Here is a 19,553-nt window from a genome sequence, read left to right on the forward strand (position 1 = left end):
AATGCCGACGCCGAGGCGCCCGCGGTGCTGAAGAACGTCGTGACGAGTACCGACATGACGAACGAGCCCGAGAACCCGCCCACAACCGAGCACCCCGTCGGAACGATCGTGCTGGGAAAGACGAGCGTGCCCGCGAGTGGCACCGCGGTCAAGGCTGGCGATCAGGTCTCCTACTCGGTGACGATCACCAACCCTGCCGATGCGCCGATCACCGGAGTGGTGGTGGAGGACGACCTGTCGGACGTGCTCGACAACGCCACGCTCGTGGACGGCCCGAGCAGCGGCGCCGAGCTCGACGGAACCACCCTGCGGTGGTCTGGCGACCTCGCGGCAAACGAGACTGTGACGATCGACTACACGGTCGTGGTGAACGAGGGTGAGTTCAGCGGCACGCTGCGCAACGTCGTGAAGAGCGACGACTCGACCAACATTCCGGAGACCGAGAACCCCCTGGGGTCGCTTGAGCTCTCGAAGAGCACCTCCATTCCCGAGGGAACCGCAGTCAACCGCGGCGGCGACGTCACCTACACGGTGACCGTGCAGAACACCTCGGGGGCCGACGTGAGCGGCGCGACCGTGGTCGATGACCTCGGGGACGTGCTCGACAACGCCACGCTGGTGGACGGCTCGCTGCTCGTCACCGGTGGCGGCACCGCCGAGATCGTTGACGGGATCCTGAGCTGGAGCGGCGACGTCGCAGACGGCGATACGGTGACCATCAGTTACACGGTTACGGTGAACGCGGACGTATCCGCGGGCGAGACGCTGCGCAACGCAGTGGTGAGCCCGTTCTCGCCCGACGAGCCAGAGACCGAAACCCCGGTGGGTGTCGTGCAGCTGGAGAAGAGCGCCGTCGCGAAGCCCGCTGGCCCGGTGAAGCCCGGCAGCGAGGTGACGTACACGGTCACGGTGAAGAACTCGAGCGCGGCCGACGTCAACGGCGTCGAGGTGAACGACAACCTCAACGACGTGCTCGCAAACGCCACCGTCACCACTGAACCGACCGCAAGCTCTGGCACGGTGACCCGAAACGCCGGGCTGCTGTCTTGGACCGGCGACGTGCCGGCCGGCGGCGAGGCGACCATCACCTACACCGTGACGGTCAACGACACGGTGACCACCCCGGCATCGCTGCGCAACTTCGTGGTGAGCCCCGACTCGCCCGACGAGCCCAGCACCGAGAACCCGATTGGCACGCTGACCCTCACGAAGAGCACCGACGTTCCCGCCGGCGCGACCGTGCGGATCGGCGACACGGTGACCTACACCGTCGGGATCGAGAACGGCAGTGCCACCGACATGACCGATGTGTCTGTCAGTGACGATCTGAGCGATGTCCTCGACAACGCAACGTTCGTTGGCGACCCGGAGATCGTGACGGGCGGCGGTGAGCTCACGCTCACCGGCAGCACCCTCACGTGGACGGGTGACGTCGCGGCGGGTACCACCGTGGAGCTCCGCTACACGGTGCGGGTGAACGACGATGTGACCGGCGAGCAGTCGCTGCGAAACGTCGTGACAAGCCCTGACTCGCCGAGCGTTCCCGAAACGGAGAACCCGGTCGGATCGGTCGAACTCGCGAAGACCTCGGAGCCGGCCGCCGGCTCCGGTGTGAAGCGTGGCGACACGGTGAGCTACACGGTATCCGTGCGCAACACCTCCGGCGTCGACCTGACCGACGTCATCGCAACCGACGATCTCTCCGGAGTGCTGCCCTACGCGGACCTCCTGGGAGACCCCGAGGTCGTGTCGGGTGGCGGGACCGCGGTCATCGACCCGGACACGCAGATCCTCACCTGGACCGGCGACCTCGCCGCGGCCCAGGAGGCCAGCATCCGTTACTCGGTGCGCGTGAGCGCGAGCGCAGAGAGCGGCAACGTGCTGCGCAACCTGGTGCAGAGCCCGGACTCCCCGGAGGTGCCCGAGACCGAGCACCCCGTGGTGACCGTTGGTCTCGAGAAGAACGTTGATCCGGCCTCCGGCTCAGCGGTCCGCCCCGGCGACGAGGTGACCTACGAGATCATCGCGACGAACCCGACGGACGTCGACGCCACCAGCGTCAGCGTGTCCGACGACCTGTCAGATGTGCTCGACAACGCGACCCTCGTGGCCGGCAGCGTCACGGTCTCCGACGGCTCCACCGCCTCGGTGACCGGGAGCACGCTCGCCTGGACCGGCACCGTGCCGGCGAATGGCTCGATCACGATCGGCTACAAGGTGACCGTGAACGACGACGCGAGTGCGCCCGACGTGCTCAAGAACCTGGTGACGAGCCCGCACTCCCCGGACACCCCGGACACGGAGAACCCGGTCGGCTCGCTGCTGCTTACGAAGACCAACGACAAGGGTGACGGCGCCGTGGTGAAGCCCGGCGAGCGGGTGGACTACTCGGTCACCATCACCAACCCCGGTGCCGCAGATCTGGCGGACGTGACGGTGACTGACGACCTGTCCGATGTCCTCGGAAACGCGACGTGGAACGACGACGCGGCCGCCTCCAGCGGCACGGTCGAGCTCGACGGCCAGATCATGCGCTGGACCGGCACGGTCCCGGCACACGACGCCATCACGGTCACGTACTCCGTGACGATGAGCGACACCGCTGAGGCGCCGGCGACGATCCGCAACGCGGTGACCAGCCCGGATTCGCCCAGCACGCCGTCGATCGAGAACCCGGTCGGCACGGTGGGCCTTGCCAAGTCGTCGGTGCCGCAGGCTGGCACCGCGGTGAAGCCGGGTGAGACCGTGCAGTACACCGTGACGGTGACCAACCCGGCCAAGGCCGCGCAGGATGGCGTCGAGGTCATCGACAACCTCTCCGAGGTGCTCGCTCACGCGACGCTCGTCGATGCGCCGGTCGTTTCCGACGGGTCCACCGCCACCGTGACGGGGAACACCCTGTCCTGGACCGGCAGTGTGCCCGCGAACGACACGGTCACGATCACCTACGAGGTGCGCGTGAACGACGACGCGACCGCGCCGGCGGTGCTGCGGAACCTGGTGACGAGCCCGGACTCCGAGGACACCCCCGAGACCGAGCACCCGGTCGGCACGGTCGTGCTCACCAAGCTGGCGGACCCCGCCAGCGGCACGGCGGTCAAGCCGGGCGACACGGTCAGCTACACCGTGACCGTGACGAACCCGGTCGACGCACCGATCTCCGGTGTGCGGGTGACCGACCAGCTCGCCGACGTGCTCGACTCAGCTGAGCTGACCTCGGGTCCCGACGCGACGAGCGGTTCCGCGTCCTATGATGCCGGCACTCAGGAGCTGGTGTGGGAGGGCGACCTCGACGCGCTGCAGCGGGTTGACATCACCTACTCGGTGCGTGTCAACGACACCGCAAGCCAGGGTGACGTGCTGCGCAACCGGGTGATCAGCCCGGACTCGCCGACCGTGCCCGAGACGGAAAACCCCGTCGGTGAGCTCACGACCGCGAAGCGTATCCTCGACGCCGCGGGGGATCCGATCCCCTCCGGCACCGTCGTGGCGCCGGGTCAGACCCTCACCTACGAGATCACCGCGTCGAACGGCCTCACCGAGGCCGAGCGCTTCAACCTGCGCGACGACCTCGCAGACGTGCTCGACGATGCTCAGCTCACCGCTGGCCCGTCGGTGACGTGGACGAGCGGCGACCCCGTGCCGGCGCTCAGCTTCGACGGTCAGGTGCTGACCTGGGATCACGAGATCCCGGCTGGCGCGACGGTGACGATCACCTACACGGTGCAGACCGACCCGAAGTCGGACGGCACCCGTGTGATGAGCAACACGCTCGAGGTCAACGGGAACCCCGGACCGGGAACTGAGAACCCGGTTGGGACGCTCACGCTGCGCAAGACCGCCGACCCGGCATCGGGCACCGCGGTCAAGCCTGGCGAGACGGTGACCTACACGGTGACCGCCGACAACACGAGCGACGTCGATATCGCGGAGGCGAGCGTCACCGACAACCTGTCGGATGTGCTCGACAACGCGACCCTCACCGGCGACATCTCGGTGTCGGACGGCTCGGCCGCCGCCATCGACGCCTCGGGCCAGCTCAGCTGGACCGGAGCGGTCCCGGCACGGAGCAGCGTGACGATTCAGTACACGGTCACGGTCAACGCGGATGCAGCCGCACCCGCGGTGCTGCGCAACCTGGCAACCAGCCCGAACTCGCCCGACGAGCCGGAGACTGAGAACCCGGTTGGCACCGTGACGCTGCTCAAGGCGAGCGTCCCCGAGGCGGGCACCTCAGTCCGCCCCGGCGACACGGTCGACTACACCGTGACCGTGCGCAACTCCACTGCGGTTGAGATTTCCGGTGTCAGCGTGACCGACGACCTGTCGGACGTGCTCGACAACGCGAAGCTCGTTGACGGCAGCGCGGTGGCCTCCGACGGCTCCGCCGTGACCGTCACGGACGGCAAGCTGGTCTGGAACGGTTCGGTGCCCGCGAACACGGACATCGTGCTCACCTACAGCGTGATCGTGAACGCTGACGCGATTGCGCCGCAGCAGCTGCGCAACGTGGTCATGAGCCCGGACTCCCCGGATGTGCCGGAGGTGGTGAACCCCGTGGGGACACTGCGCCTCTCGAAGACGTCGTTCCCCGGAACCGGGGTCGCCGTCAAGCCGGGCGACGTGGTCGACTACACCGTTACGATCGCGAACGACGCAAGCGCCCCGATGCTCGGGTCGCGCGTGGTCGATGATCTCAGCGACGTGCTCGACAACGCGACCCTGCGGGGAACCCCGCAGGCGAGCGCTGGCGAGGCGACGCTGACCGGGACGGAGCTGACGTGGGTCGGCGACGTGCCCGCGAACGGCACGGTCACGCTCACCTACTCGGTGCGTGTGAACGATGACGCGGTGGCTCCCGCCACCCTGCGCAACGTGGTCTCGAGCCCGGACTCGCCCAGCGAGCCCGAGACCGAGAACCCGGTCGCCACGGTCGTGCTGGGCAAGAGCAGCAACCCCACCTCGGGGCTCGCTGTGAAGCCGGGCGACACCGTCGACTACACCGTGACCGTCACCAACCCGGGCACCGTTGACCTTGACGGCGTGCTGGTTGAGGACAACCTCTCGGACATCCTCGACGACGCATCGCTCGTGGGCTGGCCGCAGGTATCTGACGGCAGCAAGGTGTCGCTCAACGGGATGTCGCTGACCTGGACCGGCAAGGTCCCGGCCGGTGAGACCGTCACGATCACCTACAGCGTGCTGGTCTCGGAGACCGCGGTGCCGCCCGCGAAGCTCCGCAACGTGGTGACGAGCCCGCACTCGCCGGAGATCCCGGAGACCACCAACCCGGTGGGCGCTGTGAAGCTGGCGAAGACGTCCGATCCGGCAAGCGGTAGCCAGGTGAACCGTGGCGACACGGTGAACTACACGGTCACCGTCACGAACGACACCGCCACGGAAATCCGTGACGTGGTCTTCGAGGACGACCTCTCGGACGTGCTCGACGACGCGGAGCTGATCGGCGACCCGGTCGCAGAGCGCGGCACGGTCTCGGTCGCCGGAACGACGCTGAAGTGGCAGGGCACCGTCCCCGCCGAAAGCAGCGTCGAGGTCCGCTACTCGGTGCGGGTGAAGGACACCGCCGTAGCGCCGGCAACCCTCCAGAACGTGGTGGTGAGCCCGCACTCGCAGGACGTCCCCAAGACGGAGAATCCGGTCGCACCGCTCAGCCCCGGCGAGACGCTTCCGATCACCGGCGGCGACTTCGCACCGCTGCTGTGGCTCGCGCTGCTGGCTCTCCTGGGCGGCGGAGCGCTGCTCGCCCGGAAGCGCGGGGCGCGCGTCGAAGGAGCACACCGTGCGTAATTACTCAGAAAGCGAGAATCAGGTGGACACACCAGTGGAGACCGAGGCGGTGAACCCCGCAGCACAGGGGTGGTCGAAGCGCCGGAAGCGGCTCGTGGCGGGAGCGACGGCTGCGGCCGTCGCCCTCGCCGCGGGCGGGCTCGCCGCGGCGTGGGCCACCGGGATCTTCGGATCCGCCGGCGCCGCCGGCGTCTCGTCCCCGGCAATGAAGTACGACATCCAGGTCTCCGAGGGCGGCACCGACTTCGTCAACCCGACGCGGGAGGAGCCGCTGGTGCTCACCTCGGCGAGCACCGCCGAGGACCTGATCCGCAGCGGCATGGAGTGGACCGTGGTCGTGCGGAACGATGGCACGGACAGCGGTGAGCTGTTCTTCGTGATCTGCGATCCCTCCTCCGCGAAGGTGAAGTACCGGGTCGCGCCCGGGAAGGACGAGGAGTACCCGGACCTCTTCACGCAGCTGCGGTTCACCGTGGTTGACGAGGAGGGCACCGTCGTCATTGACAACGAGGTGCTGGGAGCCGACGCCGACAACGAGCCGAACGGGGACGGAACGCTGCGCGGCAGCATCCCCCGGGTGCTCGCCGCCGGCGGTGGCGAGGCCGAGTTCACCGTGACCGCGGTGTTCGACTTCGACGCAAATGACCTGACACGCACAAAGCTTGCCGCGTACAACGGTGTTTCCACCGACTTCGGCATTCGGATTGAAGGGGAGAGCTTCTAATGTCTCTGTCAACACCGCGGGGATCCATGTCCCCGCAGAAGCGGGGCAGCAGAAAGCTGCGTCGCGCACTCCTGGGGGGCACGGCGCTGGCCGGCGCGGCTCTGCTTGCGGCGACCGCCTCGCCCCTCGTGGGGCAGAGCTCCGCGGGGTACTCGGATTCCGTGTACACCCTCGCCGAGGGGGTCTCAGTGCCGCCGACGAACGCGCTTGCGGCCGTCGTTCCGTCGGTGGCGCTCGACACGATGCAGGTGCTCGACGCCGCGGGCAACCTGTGGATCTGGGGCTACTACGGCAACACCGGCCCCGGCACGTCCTCGGCCGGGCAGGGCGGCGGACGCGAGGGAATTGACTACTCCACCGGTGTGGCGTTCAACGAGCACAAGCCGAACCAGTTCAAGGCAATGAGCGGGATCACCGCGATGGCCTCTTCCGCGTACGCCAACTACGCGGTGGACGAGAACGGCAACCTGTTCGGCTGGGGCCAGAACAACGGCAGCCTCTACATGTTTGGCAACAACTTCAACGGCACCGGCCGAGTGGTCCCGGCCGGCACCACCCCGGAGAACGTCACGACCAACTGGGCCGAGGCGATCATCGACACGGACGTGGTCAGCGTGGCATCGGTCGAGTACGGCGCTGCGTACACCAAGAAGGACGGCACGATCTGGACCGTCGGCGACAACAACCTCGCCCAGCGCGGCCAGGGATCGTCCGGCGGCAACGGTGCGGCGGCACTGCGGGTCGCCACGCAGGTGAAGACCTGGCCGGGCGGCGTGCAGCCGCACATCTCGGTGGTGTACTCGGGCTACGAGGGCTACTACGCGGTTGACGACGACAACCAGGTGTTCTTCTGGGGCCGCTCGTACCGCGATGGTGCAGGGTCCTCGTCGGCAAACCTCACGGCTGCCGGCTGCCGCACGATCGGTGCCCCCACGCGCGACATGCGCTGCGAGACGCCGGTGCTCCTCAAGGAGGTCACGGCGCTCGCGCAGGCCGAGGGCGGCGTGAAATCGCTGGGCGGCGGCTACAGCCACGGCCACCTGCTCACCACCGAGGGCAACCTGTACTCGTGGGGCAGCGAGGAGAACAACTACTCCGGCAACGACGCGGTCAGCGACACCAGCCTCAACGGCACGCTCCCGACGCTGAAGGCCACGGGCGTCACCTCGGCGTCCGCTCGATTCGGGTCGACGCAGTACATCACCGAGGACGGCACCGCCTGGGCGTACGGCAACCGTCTGTGGGGCGGGGTGTTCAGCCTGAACTACGGGCAGCGCACCCCCACGAACAACGCGCACGCAACCGGCAAGGTCTGGGATCCCGCGCAGGAGTCTTCCGGCCTCAAGGCTCTGTTCATCGGCGGCAACAAGGACTCCGCCTCCCTGGTGCTCGAAGACGGCACGATCCTGTCCTGGGGCGAAAACGGCGGCGGCGCCGCGTGCGGTGGCTACACCTACGCGCAGTGCAAGGACAAGAGCGGCAACACCGCTTCGGTGACGGCCACGGGGACCACGAACGGTCTCTACGTCTGGCAGCCCGCCGTGATCGCCGGGATCCAGAACGTGGGCCAGTACCAGACCGTCTCGCTGAACTCGAACCCGTTCACGGGCAGCGCGGTCATGTCGGGCCAGACGATCAGCTACTCGGCGATCGCCCGCAACCCGTTCTCGGATCCCGCGGACTACACCCTTGAAGCTGACCTCAGCGCCGCAATCGGCGACGTTGACATCGTGGCGGACAGCGTGTGGGTCACCGTCGGGGACGCCGACCCGGTGCGCGGCACCTTCACCAACGGGAAACTCGGCTGGTCTGGCACGGTGCCGGCACGCAGCCAGGTCACGGTCGCGTTCGACGTGGTCGTGAAGAGCGGCACCCCGGGCGGGGCGAAGCTCAACGCGAAGGTGACACTCGGGGTTGGCGGCGGGACCGGTGACTCCGACGCGGTGACCCACATCACCACCACCAACCCGGACGACCTGGTGAACTGCGATTCCTGCAGCGCACCGTAAGTAGAGAGCTGGAGACCCAGGAACATGCGCGCGTGGTAGGTACAGCGAGCGTCTCGCGAGAGCTCACCCGGCGGGGAACCGTCGGGTGGGCTCTCGCCTGCCTGTGCGCGGGCGTCGTCCTGGGGGCGCTCCTGCTCGCCCACCTGCTCGGACTCCGGGTCTACGTGATCACGAGCGGGTCGATGTCCCCCACCGTGTCAGAAGGGGCACTCATCCTGACACAGCGGGTGGACGTTTCTGAACTGGCGATTGGCGACGTTGTGACGACACAGCGGTCGCCCGAGAGCCGGACTGTTACCCACCGCATCGTCGAGATCGGCGAGCGCGAGGTCGGAGGTGCCGCAGCACTCAGGCTGCAGGGGGATGCAAACCCCGCGCCGGATCCGGCCCCGTACCTCGTCGACTCGGCGCAGCGGTACTTGTTCACCGTGTTTGCGGGCGCGCGTCAGTCGGAGACCACCGACTCGGCGAGCGCACCGCACCTGAGGAATTGAGTTGTGATGTCACTGGGGGGAGAGGGCAACATGAAACAGGCGTACCGCGTCGAGCTTGGCGCGAACGAGGGGGCGAGCGTGCGCGGGCCGGTGGGGCTCGGCGACGACGTCCTGCTCGAACGCGCGCGCGGCGGAGACCGAACCGCGTTCGGCGAGCTCTGGACCCGCTACCACCGCCTCGCGATCTCGGTCGCGAGCCCGCTCGCCTACTCGGAGACCGAGGACATTGTGTCTGACTCGTTCTCGGCGATCTGGACCCAGCTGCAATCGGGCCGGGGGCCGCGGGAGCACTTCCGGGCGTACCTCCTCGCGACCGTGCGGAACCTCGCAGCGCGTTCGCACAAGCGCGCCACCCGGGTGCTCACCGGTGTGGAGATGGACGAGGAAGAGGTCGAAGACGAAACCGGTGCGATCGAGCACGAGGAAGACGTACGGCACGTGGCGCAGGCGTTCAAAGAGCTTCCCGATCGGTACCAGCAGGTGCTCTGGCTGGCAGAGGTTGAAGAACTCAATCGCGGGCAGATCGCGGAGCGGATGGAGCTCACCCCCAACACCGCCACGCAACTGCTGCGCCGCGCGAAGGAGGGGCTGCGGGTGGCGTGGCTCACCGAGCGCACCGCCGACGCCGCGGATCACCCCCACGCGTGGGTGATTGAGGGGCTGCCGCGCTACGTGCGCGGCACGCTGCCGCGCACAAAGAAGCAGCGGATCCGCGATCACCTCGCCGCCTGCCCCGAGTGCAGCGGTCGCGCGAAGCAGCTGCAGCAAGACAACCTCATGTTCGCTGGCGCGCTCGCGCTCATCCCGCTCGTGGGGGCCGTGGTGGCGTTGCCCGGCGGTGCGACCGGTGCGTCGGCGCTCGCGGGCGGTGCGTTCACCGCTCTGCGGCAGCGCGTTGCCGATGCGCTGCTCGCGCTGCCCGCCAAGCCCGTGCTCGCCGTGCTGGTGATCGCCGCGGTGCTCGCGGGCGCGTACCTCATCCAGGACGGCCCGCGGGTGACCACGGCCTCTGAGCCGACCACTGCGGCCGAGAAGCCGGCGGCCACGGAGGCGGCACCGAAGCCCTCCCCAACGGCCGTGAAACCTGCCGCTGAGGATGACGCGGAGCGGGCCGACCGGGACACCGAAGATCCCGCCGCCGAGGTCCCACCTGTCGTGCCTGAGACCCCGACACCGCAGACGCCCGAACCCACGCCGCTCCCCGAGACCGCGCCAACGGTCCCCGCGCTCTCGATGCAGCTCTGGTCCGCCGCCGACGGCGTATTCGCGCCGGTCGTGGGTGGCGAGGGGGCGCCGGGCGTTCCCGTCGCCGTCGAGGTGTCGGGTGCGACCCTCACGGCGGTGCCGGACGCCGCCGGTGCGTGGTCGGTCGACCTGGCGCAGCTCAGCCTGTACGCCGGAATGCACTCGGCTCGCGCTCGCCAGGCCGGCACCGGCGGTGAACAGGTCACCACCGCGGTGAACTTCGACCTTCGGCTCCCGGCGGCGACCGCGCAGTCGGAGGCGTCTGGCGCGAGTACCCAGCTCGATCTCACCGGGATCCCGGGCGCCACCGTCTGCGTGCTGAGCGGTGCGACCGGTTCGCCGGCGGTGACCCTCGGCCAGGGCGGCGCCGCGTCGCTCGGGCTCGCGGGCGTCGGGGCGGGGGCAGTGATCGAGTTTGCCTACTGCGGTGACGGGCGTGTCGGTGCCGTCGGCGCGGTCCGGGTGCCGTAGCCAGAGCGCCCGGCGAGGATGCGGATCGCGCGCAACTGAGATAAGCTGTTGAGGTTGCGCGTGCGCGAGTTCGCGCGACACGACCGCGTCCGGATCGGCCGGAACTGCGGGAGAGCGGGGACACCCGCTCGAAGGAAAGGAAACAATCATGGCAAAAGCCAAGAAGGTTACCGGTCTGATCAAGCTTCAGATCGCTGCCGGCGCCGCCAACCCGGCACCCCCCGTGGGTCCCGCCCTGGGTCAGCACGGCGTCAACATCATGGAGTTCTGCAAGGCGTACAACGCCGCGACGGAGTCCCAGCGCGGCAACGTGGTCCCGGTTGAGATCACCGTGTACGAGGATCGCTCGTTCACGTTCGTGCTGAAGACCCCGCCGGCCGCCGAGCTCCTCAAGAAGGCTGCAGGCGTCCAGAAGGGCTCCGGCACCCCGCACACCGTGAAGGTCGCGAAGGTTACGGCCGAGCAGGTTCGTCAGATCGCCGAGCAGAAGCAGGCCGACCTGAACGCGAACGACATCGACGCTGCGTCGAAGATCATCGCGGGCACCGCTCGCTCCATGGGCATCACGGTCGAGTAAGGGGCTCACGAACATGGCACAGAAGTCAAAGGCGTACCGCGCCGCTGCTGAGAAGATTCAGGCAGACAAGTTCTACACTCCCGCCGAGGCTGTCGCCCTGGCCAAGGAGACCGGTTCCACCAAGACCGACTCGACCGTTGAGGTCGCCGTCAAGCTCGGTGTGGATCCCCGCAAGGCAGACCAGATGGTGCGCGGCACCGTCAGCCTGCCCCACGGCACGGGCAAGACCGCCCGCGTCATCGTGTTCGCGGTTGGCGCGGCGGCAGAGGCAGCGATCGCTGCTGGCGCCGACGAGGTCGGCGGCGACGAGCTGATCGAGAAGGTGGCCGCAGGCTACACCGACTTCGACTCGGCTGTTTCGACCCCCGAGCTCATGGGCAAGGTTGGCCGTCTCGGTAAGGTGCTGGGCCCCCGCGGTCTGATGCCGAACCCCAAGACCGGCACCGTCACCCCGGACCCGGCGAAGGCCGTGACCGACATCAAGGGCGGCAAGATCGAGTTCCGCGTCGACAAGCACGCAAACGTGCACTTCATCGTCGGCAAGGCCTCGTTCACGGCTGAGCAGCTCTCGGACAACATCACGTCGGTGCTCGACGAGATCTCGCGTCTGAAGCCGTCGTCCTCGAAGGGCAAGTACGTGCAGAAGGGCGCCGTTTCGACGACCTTCGGCCCGGGCATCCCGCTCGACGTTTCGGGTCTGTAACCACCCGGCACCCCAGGTGCGCCGCTCAGCGGCGACCAGCAGCGATCCCCTCTTTCTGATGGAAGAGGGGATCGCTGCGTTTGGGCGGCCACGCCGTGATCTCGTATCATAATGACCATGAGGCTGACCCCCGTCCGCCCTCTCGTGACCGCCGGAGGAGCATAGCCGTGGCTGAGCAGCGCGTCGCTGAGTACCCGGGTATTCCGGGCTTCAGCTACGTCCGGCCACTCGGTTCCGGCGGCTTCGCCCAGGTCTACCTGTACGAGCAGGACCTGCCCCGCCGGGCGGTCGCGGTGAAGGTGCTCGACGCGTCGCCGCAGCAGCGCGACGTCTTTGAGCGCGAGGCCGACGCGATGGCGGGGCTCAGCGCCCACCCCTCGATCGTGTCGATCTACCAGGCGGGAATCTCCCTCTCAGGGCGCCCGTACCTGGTGATGGAATACTGCCCGTCCTCGATGGGCGCGCTCACGAAGGGGAAGCCCGCCCCGCTCGCGGACGTGCTCGACGCCGGGGTGCGGCTCGCCGGCGCGCTCGAGACCGCGCACCGGGCCGGCATGCTGCACCGGGACATTAAGCCGTCAAACGTGCTGGTCACCACGGTGGGGCGTCCGGCGCTCGCCGACTTTGGGATCGCCCGCCCGCTCGCGGATGCCGGCGCCCCCGCCGAGGAAGTGGCCATGTCGGTGCCCTGGTCGGCACCCGAGGTGGTGCGGCTCGAGAGCGCGGGAAGCGTCGCGAGCGAGATCTGGTCGCTCGCCGCGACCCTCTACACATTCGCGGCGGGGCGCTCGCCGTTCGAGGACGGCGCTCGCGAGCGGAACACTCGCGCAAAACTGATCGAGCGGATCGTGCGCACCGACGTCCGGCCGATTCCCGGCGCCGCGGGCTACGGCCCGTTCGACGCCGTGCTGGCGCGCGCGATGCGGCGGTCCCCGGCCGAGCGCTACGCCTCAATGGCCGAGTTCGGGGCCGCACTGCAGCACGTGCAGCGCGGCTTTGGGTTCGACGTGACACCCCTCGACGTTGCCGCCCCGGTGTGGGAGCCCAGCAGCGAGCCACCGCCCGGGGTCCGCGGCCCCGTGGTGTCAACGCTGCCGGGCCGGCAGACGCGCGCCGAGGCGCGCGCGGCGCGGGGCGTGGAGCCCCCCGAGACTGACCGCGACGGCCTGCTGCGCGATCGCCCAGCGTCTCCGGCGCGCGCCGCCCTGCTCGGCGCGGGCGTCGCGCTCGCGGCGGTCGCGGTCGTCGGCGCGCTGCTCTGGGGACTGATCGGCGGTGGTGGGTGACCGCCGCGCGGCGGGGGAAACAGACGGGCGCGGGGGGCGTCGGGCCGGCCGGTGGCCGGCGCGCTGGCGCGTGGATTGCGGCGGGTGTCGCGGCGGCGCTTGTCGCCACCATCGCGGTCGTTGCGAGTGGCTACGACGCGCGGGATACGCCCCGCGTCGAGCCCGGGGTGTGGGTGGCGCGCGACGCTGGTCAGTACGGCCGCGTCAACACCGACACCGGTGAACTCGACACGGTGCGCAAGGTGGCAGACCCGAGCGGGGTGATCCAATCGGGCGATCAGACGCTGCTGCTCACGAACGGCAATGGCCGGGCGTGGCCCGTCGCCGCCGCGAGCCCGGTCGATCTTGGCACCTCGGCCACGACGGTCGCGACCGCGGCCGACACCGACACCGGCGAGCAGCCGGTCGCCCCCGGCGAGTCCGACGCCGCCGCCGCGGACGCGGTCACCCCCGAGCAAGGGGTCGGGATGCCCGAGGGCACGCGCGATGTGGTGGTCTCGGGCTCCTACGTTGCCGTGCGCACGGAAGCCGGAGACGTGCACGTCGGCGTGCTCCGCGACGACGCTGCCGCGGACAGCGACCCGGGGATGCTCGGCGACCGGATCACCGGGTTGCGCCCGGTGTACGGCCCGGCCGCGGCGGAGGCAGCGGGTGACGCCGACGCCGGGGAACCCGAGGACACCGAGCCCGCGCCGGCGGACGCGGTGCCCGCCTCGGCGATTACACTGTCGGAGCGGGGCCTCCTGGCGGTGTACGCCGCGGGTACACACACCGTGACGCGGATCGATCTCGCGCGCGGCCTCGACGGCCCGGGGGCGCCTGCCGCGCTCGGGGAGGTCGACGAGCTGGCGGGTGGGGCCGCGGAGTCGCCGCAGCTCACCCTGGTGGGGACCGCGTGGGCGCTGCTCGACGCCGCAGACGGAAGACTGTTCCGGGCAGGATCGGGGCCGGTGACGCTTGAGCTGGGCGTGGGCGCGCTGCTGCAGTCGGCGAGCGCCGGCACCGACGCGAGCGGCGCGGACGTGCTGATCGCCGACCAGGACGGCCTGCTGGTGGTGTCCGCGGCGGGGGACCCGGTGCGGATTGCGGCCGAGGGGACGCCGGCGCGGCCGACGGAGGTCGCGGGATCGCGGGTGGCGGCCTGGCTCGGCTCCGACGGCGGTGCGCTGTGGCGCGGCTCGGGTGATCCGATCCCGCTCCAGTTCGACGACAGCGTGCGCGACGCCTCGGAGCTGGCGCCCGTGATCCGCACGAACGGCGACCGCGCCGTGCTCAGCGAGCAGCGGACCGGCATGCTGTGGACGATTCCGGACGGTACGCTGATCCCGCTCTCGCAGTGGAATCTCGCGGATCCGCCGCAGGAGGTGCGGGGCGCTGTCGTGGTTGAGGACGTGCCTGAGCAGGTGCCGCCGACGGCGGTCGACGACGCGTTCGGCGCGCGCCCGGGGGAGCCGGCCGCCCTGCCGGTGCTGCTCAATGACTTCGACGCAAACTCCCGCGATGTGCTCACGATCGTTCCTGAATCGCTCAGTGAGTCGCCGCTTCCCCGGGACTTCGGCACGCTTGAGCTGCTCCCTGACCGGCAAACTCTGGTGGTGCAGCCGGAATCCGGCGCGCAGGGGAGCGCCACGTTCACCTACCGCATCTCGGATGGCGCGCTCGAATCTGAGACCGCCACGGTCACCGTGCGGATCGCCGCCGACGACGAGAACTCCGCCCCGGAGTGGTGCCCCGTGACCGGGTGTCAGCGCGCCTGGGGCGTTCCAGATATCGTGCCCGGCGGGACGCTCGTGACCCCGCTTCTCGAGGGCTGGGTGGACCCCGAGGGTGACGTCATGACGCTCGCCAGCGTGGTTCCCGTGCGCGGCGCCGACCCGGTGCGCGCGCTCGTGACCGCGGAGGGCGACCTGGCGGTGCGCCACACGGACCCCACGGCCGGCCCCGCGGACATCGCGCTCCGCGTCACCGTGCGCGACAGCCGGGGCGCGGAGCAAGACCGGAAACTCACGCTCGCGGTGCGACCGGACGCGCTCCCGATCGTCACCGGCACGGCGGCCTCCGCAGCGGTGGGCACCCCCACCACCCTGACACCGCTCGACCGGGTCTCCGGCGGCTCCGGGTCGTTCGTGCTCGTGGATGTCGCCCCGCAAACGGGCGCTGCAACCGCTACGACGCACCCGATCTCGGGGGCCGTCGAGGTGCTCGCCCCCGAGGCCGGAGTATCCACGTTCGTGATGACCGTGCGCGACGCGGTCACCGGGGCCGAGTCGACCGGGGCGCTCCGCGTCACCGCCACCGCGGCCGGTGCTGGGCTCGCGCTGCCGCCGTTGCGCGCCTACGTGCGACCGCTCGCCGACACCACCGTTGAGGTGCTCGCCGCCATCCCGGGGGCTGCCTCGCGCGCGCTCGCGGTGACCGCGGCGACCGTGACCGACGGCGACCTGCGCGCGGACGTTGTGGAGCACTCGCGCGTGCGGGTCGCGGGTGCGACCGCAGACGGCGGTCCCGGCAGGATCGGATCGGCCGACATTACGGTCTCGGAGGGCACGGCGACCGCGCGCGGCAGGATCACGGTGTTTCAAGCGCCCGAGTCGAGCGGGTCCGGCGTGATCGCCGTCGCCGACACGGCGACGGTGCGCGCCGGCTCCGCCGTCGATATCCGGGTGCTCGACAACGACGTCTCCGCGCCCGGCGAGCGCCTACTGCTCCACCCCGAGGTCACGGGCTCCGGCACCGATGGTGAGCTCGCGTTCGCCGCGGGTGGCACCCTGCGCTACCTGGCGCCGGCCACGCCGGGCACGTACCGCGTCGGATACACGGCGTACGCGGCGAGCGCCCCCGAGCTCAGTGACACCGGCGAGGTCATTGTGACCGTGGTGCCGAGCGGCAACAACCGGGAGCCGCAGCCCGCCACGCTCACCGCGCGCGTCACGCCTGGGGGCTCCGTCACCGTCCCCGTGCCGCGCTCCGGCGTCGACCCGGACGGGGACCGCGTGCGCGTGCGCGGGGTCGGTGCTGCGGAGAACGCGCTCATCTCCGCGAGCGTCGCGCCGACCGGAACCGGGATCGACGTCTCAGCGGCCGTCGGCGCCGAGCCCGGCACGGCGACGCTGCGCTACACCGTGACCGACGACCACGGCGGTACCGGCACGGGCACGCTGTACGTGATGGTGACGGGGGACGGCTCGGCGCCGCCGGTCACCGGCACGGATCAGGTGCGCCTCACCCCCGGTTCCGAGAGCGTGGTGCTACCGCTCGACAACGATATTGACCCGGCCGGTGGTGAGCTCAGCCTCGTCGAGGTGGTTCCAAATGTGCCGGGGGACGCCGACAGTGCGGAGTACCGCCGCCTCGCCGCTGGCCTCGACACCGAGGAGCTGCGGCAGGGGCGGATCCGGATCACCGCGGGGGAGGATCTGGGCACGGTGTCCTACCGCTACACGGTGCGATCGACTGCCACGTCGAGCACCGCGAGCGGGCTGATCGTGGTGCAGACGTCCGAGCGCGTTGGCGCGCAGGCACCAGCGGTGAGTGACACCGTGATGAGTGTGCGGGACCGCGCAGACCTTGAGGGCCGCGGCATTGACGTGCTGGCGGGCAAGGTGCGGTGGCCTGCCGGCGACCCGGCGACGCTGCGCCTCTCGCTCTGGGACGAGCAGGGCGGCGACTACACCGTCGCGGGGAACAAGATTTCGGGCAGCTACGACCCGGCCGGCGACCTCGTGGTGTTTCGCGTCGACGGTGTCGATGCGAACGGCACCGAGGTGACGAGCTACGGTCTGCTGACGGTCCCCCCGCTCGCCGACCTCCAGCTCACGCTCCGGCCCGGGCTCGACCCCATCGATGTGCCCGAGAACCGCTCGGTGACCACCGCGCTCTCCGGCCTGCTCGACGTGGGCGCGGACGACCGGGTGGAGCTGCGCAGCGGCGAGTTCCCGACCAGCCGAACCGGGGCGCGCTGTGAGGCGAGCGGCGGCGACGCCGTCCGCTACGACGCGGGGAGCGGCGGACCCTGGGCCGACGTCTGCCGGATCGACGTGCGCTTGGAAGGGCAGCGCAGCTGGACCACGCTGCCCGTGCCGGTGCGGATCATTCCGGACACCCCCACCGCCGAGCTGCGGCCCCTCACCCGGACGATTGCCCCGGGCGCGACCGAGACGGTGCAGCTTGCGGACATGATCGAGTGGCAGGGCGGCCGAGTCGGGGATCCGAGCACGCTGCGCTTCAGCACGAGCGGGGCCGGGGGTCAATTCTCGGTGACCGCGGACGGGAGCACGCTGCGCGCCGCGGCCCGGGCCGACGCGACTACCGGTGCGCAGGAGGTCGCGACCATCTCCGTGACCGGTGCGGGCGAGTCGAGCGCGCCGCTCACGCTCCGGGTGGGCGAGAGCCCGCGGGATCTACCGCGGGGCGGGACCGTCTCGCTCCGCTGCACGGTCGGCGCCGACTGCGGGGCCGACGTCGTTGGCGTTGCCGGGGAGCACGACCCGTTCGCCGGGAAGAGCGGTGGCGGTCTGAAGCTCGCCGCGGTCGACGGCGGCAGCTGCGCGGTCGCGAGTTTCGCCACCTCGGGCGAGCGCCGCGTCGCGGTCTCCTGGCCCGACGCCGGCGGGACCGGCGGCGCGTGCTCGGTCGGGTTTACGGTGCGCGACGCACAGGGCCGCACGGGCACCGGCACGATCGAGTTTGACGCTCAGGGGCTGCCGCCAGCGCCCGCGAGCATCGCGCAGACCGGGTTCACCGACACGACCGCGACGTTCACCGTGGCGCTCGGCGGCCGCGCGGCCACCCCGGCGGTCACCGGGGTGCAGCTCAGCGGCGCGGGTTCGGCCTCGTGCGTCCCGGCCGGCCCAGACGGCTACACCTGCGTGGCTTCGGGGTTGCGCAGCGGCGAGCGCCACGACGTGACCGCCCGCGCGGTGAACGCGGTGGGCGAGTCGGCACCCTCGCCCGCCACGAGCGGGTGGGCGTACCGGGCCCCGGCCACGCCCAAGCTGACGGTCGCAGCCCTTGAGAACGCGGGCAACACCGACCAGCAGCGCGGCGGCCTGCGCGTCACGGCGGCCGGCTCCAGCGATACCCGCGAGTTCCAGGTGAGCATCGGCGGGAACGCCGTGGGAACGATCGCCGGGCCGAGCGGCAGCGGCGACTTCGGGGAGCTGCCGGTCGGCGCGCAGACCGTGGTGGTCACGCCCGTCACCGCGCTCGAACTGCCGCCCGTCAGCGGCGGGTCCGCGACGGGCGCGGCCGCCTCGGCTGAGGGGCGCGTGATCGGCGCACCGATCCTCACCGGGGCGACGCTCTCGAGCGAGACCGGCTCGCAGAGCGCGACCGTCACAACGAGCGGCGCCGGCGCGCACGCCGGCGAGAAGGTGAGCTACGCGTACGCGATCGCGGCGGGCACCGCGGCACCCGACTGCCTCGCCGGGGGATCCTCCTCGCCCACCTTCACGAAGCTCGCCCAGGGCAGCCTGTACGCGGCGTCCGCCTGCGCGCGCAGCAGCTACGGGGTGAGCAGCGCCGGGACCGAGCCCGTGCGGATCGGTGGGGCGATCCCCGCACCCGTCGTGAGCTACGAGATCAGCACGGCCCCGAAGGCGAGCGGCGCCGGCGTGCGATACGCGCAGGCGGGGAAGGCGAGCGTGGGCCCGCTGCTGCCCGGCGCGCGGCTGCGATACAGCACGGGGGCCGAACTCGTGCTCGATCCGGGCGACGCCTCCGGCCCGATCACGGTGCAGCAGTGCATTGACGACCAGTGCTCAGACGCAGCGACCGTCTCGTGGGCCGGCGCCCCGCGCCCCGTCACGGTGGACCCGACCGGTACCTGCGTGCCCGCGGCCAGCGCGACCGACCCCGGGGCGCTCGCCGCCGCCGTGTCGATCTCCGCCGCAGCACAGGGCTCAGCCCAGCTCGCGCTCGGGGCCGTGACCGGCACCACGGCGCAGCTGACCATCACCTGGGCCGGCGACTTCGCCGCGCTCGCACCCGCCGCGGTCACCGTCTGCGTGACCCCGGAACCGACCCCAGATCCCTAGGGCTGCCGCCCGCCCACACCCCCGCGATGAACGCACCCGAGGAACCAATGACACCCCACCCAGAAGACCTGCCCGGCGCCGAGCACCCCGACGCCGATCACACCGTGCGCGTGCAGCGCGGCGAGGAGCTCGATCACACGGTGCGGGTGGCCAGGCGCGCCGCGGCACCGACCCCGGCCCCGGCGGCAGATCCGGCGTTGA

Annotated in this window: 9 protein-coding genes; all 9 read left to right on the forward strand. The window is 70.7% G+C overall.

Features of this window, described 5'->3' with window-relative positions; translation table 11 throughout:
- The first annotated feature begins 24 nt into the window (after positions 1 to 24).
- The 9 genes from EV139_RS12980 (at position 25) to EV139_RS13020 (ending at position 19,352) form a co-directional block, all read left to right on the forward strand.
- Entirely contained in the window at positions 25 to 5,808 is a 5,784-nt protein-coding gene (locus EV139_RS12980; RefSeq protein WP_130454757.1) for a DUF7927 domain-containing protein, read from the forward strand.
- A gap of 22 nt (positions 5,809 to 5,830) precedes the next feature.
- Positions 5,831 to 6,532, forward strand: a complete 702-nt coding sequence (locus tag EV139_RS12985; protein WP_157993046.1) for a hypothetical protein — start codon at positions 5,831 to 5,833, stop codon at positions 6,530 to 6,532.
- Positions 6,532 to 8,541 carry a DUF7927 domain-containing protein gene (locus EV139_RS12990; RefSeq protein WP_130454759.1) on the forward strand — a complete coding sequence of 670 codons (2,010 nt, stop codon included), beginning with the start codon at positions 6,532 to 6,534 and terminating at the stop codon, positions 8,539 to 8,541. Before EV139_RS12985 ends, EV139_RS12990 begins: the two co-directional genes overlap by 1 nt.
- Before the next feature lie 32 nt (positions 8,542 to 8,573).
- Complete coding sequence (locus tag EV139_RS12995) at positions 8,574 to 9,035, forward strand: signal peptidase I (RefSeq protein WP_130454760.1); 462 nt, start codon at positions 8,574 to 8,576, stop codon at positions 9,033 to 9,035.
- 6 nt (positions 9,036 to 9,041) lie between these two features.
- Complete coding sequence (locus EV139_RS13000) at positions 9,042 to 10,751, forward strand: sigma-70 family RNA polymerase sigma factor (protein WP_130454761.1); 1,710 nt, start codon at positions 9,042 to 9,044, stop codon at positions 10,749 to 10,751.
- A gap of 148 nt (positions 10,752 to 10,899) precedes the next feature.
- Complete coding sequence (gene rplK / locus EV139_RS13005) at positions 10,900 to 11,328, forward strand: 50S ribosomal protein L11 (protein ID WP_087012629.1); 429 nt, start codon at positions 10,900 to 10,902, stop codon at positions 11,326 to 11,328.
- A gap of 13 nt (positions 11,329 to 11,341) precedes the next feature.
- On the forward strand, positions 11,342 to 12,031 hold the full coding sequence (rplA, locus tag EV139_RS13010; protein ID WP_130454762.1) for a 50S ribosomal protein L1: 690 nt from the start codon (positions 11,342 to 11,344) through the stop codon (positions 12,029 to 12,031).
- Positions 12,032 to 12,198: 167 nt separating this feature from the next.
- Positions 12,199 to 13,317 (forward strand): serine/threonine-protein kinase, encoded by a 1,119-nt coding sequence (locus tag EV139_RS13015; protein ID WP_130454763.1) that lies wholly within the window; start codon positions 12,199 to 12,201, stop codon positions 13,315 to 13,317.
- The gene (locus EV139_RS13020) at positions 13,314 to 19,352 is read left to right on the forward strand and encodes an Ig-like domain-containing protein (protein ID WP_130454764.1); all 6,039 of its coding nucleotides are present in this window, start codon (positions 13,314 to 13,316) and stop codon (positions 19,350 to 19,352) included. The genes EV139_RS13015 and EV139_RS13020 overlap by 4 nt, the downstream gene beginning before the upstream one ends.
- The last annotated feature ends 201 nt before the right edge of the window (positions 19,353 to 19,553 follow it).

Origin of the sequence: Leucobacter luti (assembly GCF_004217175.1) — a bacterium.
Taxonomy (GTDB): Bacteria; Actinomycetota; Actinomycetes; order Actinomycetales; family Microbacteriaceae; genus Leucobacter; species Leucobacter luti.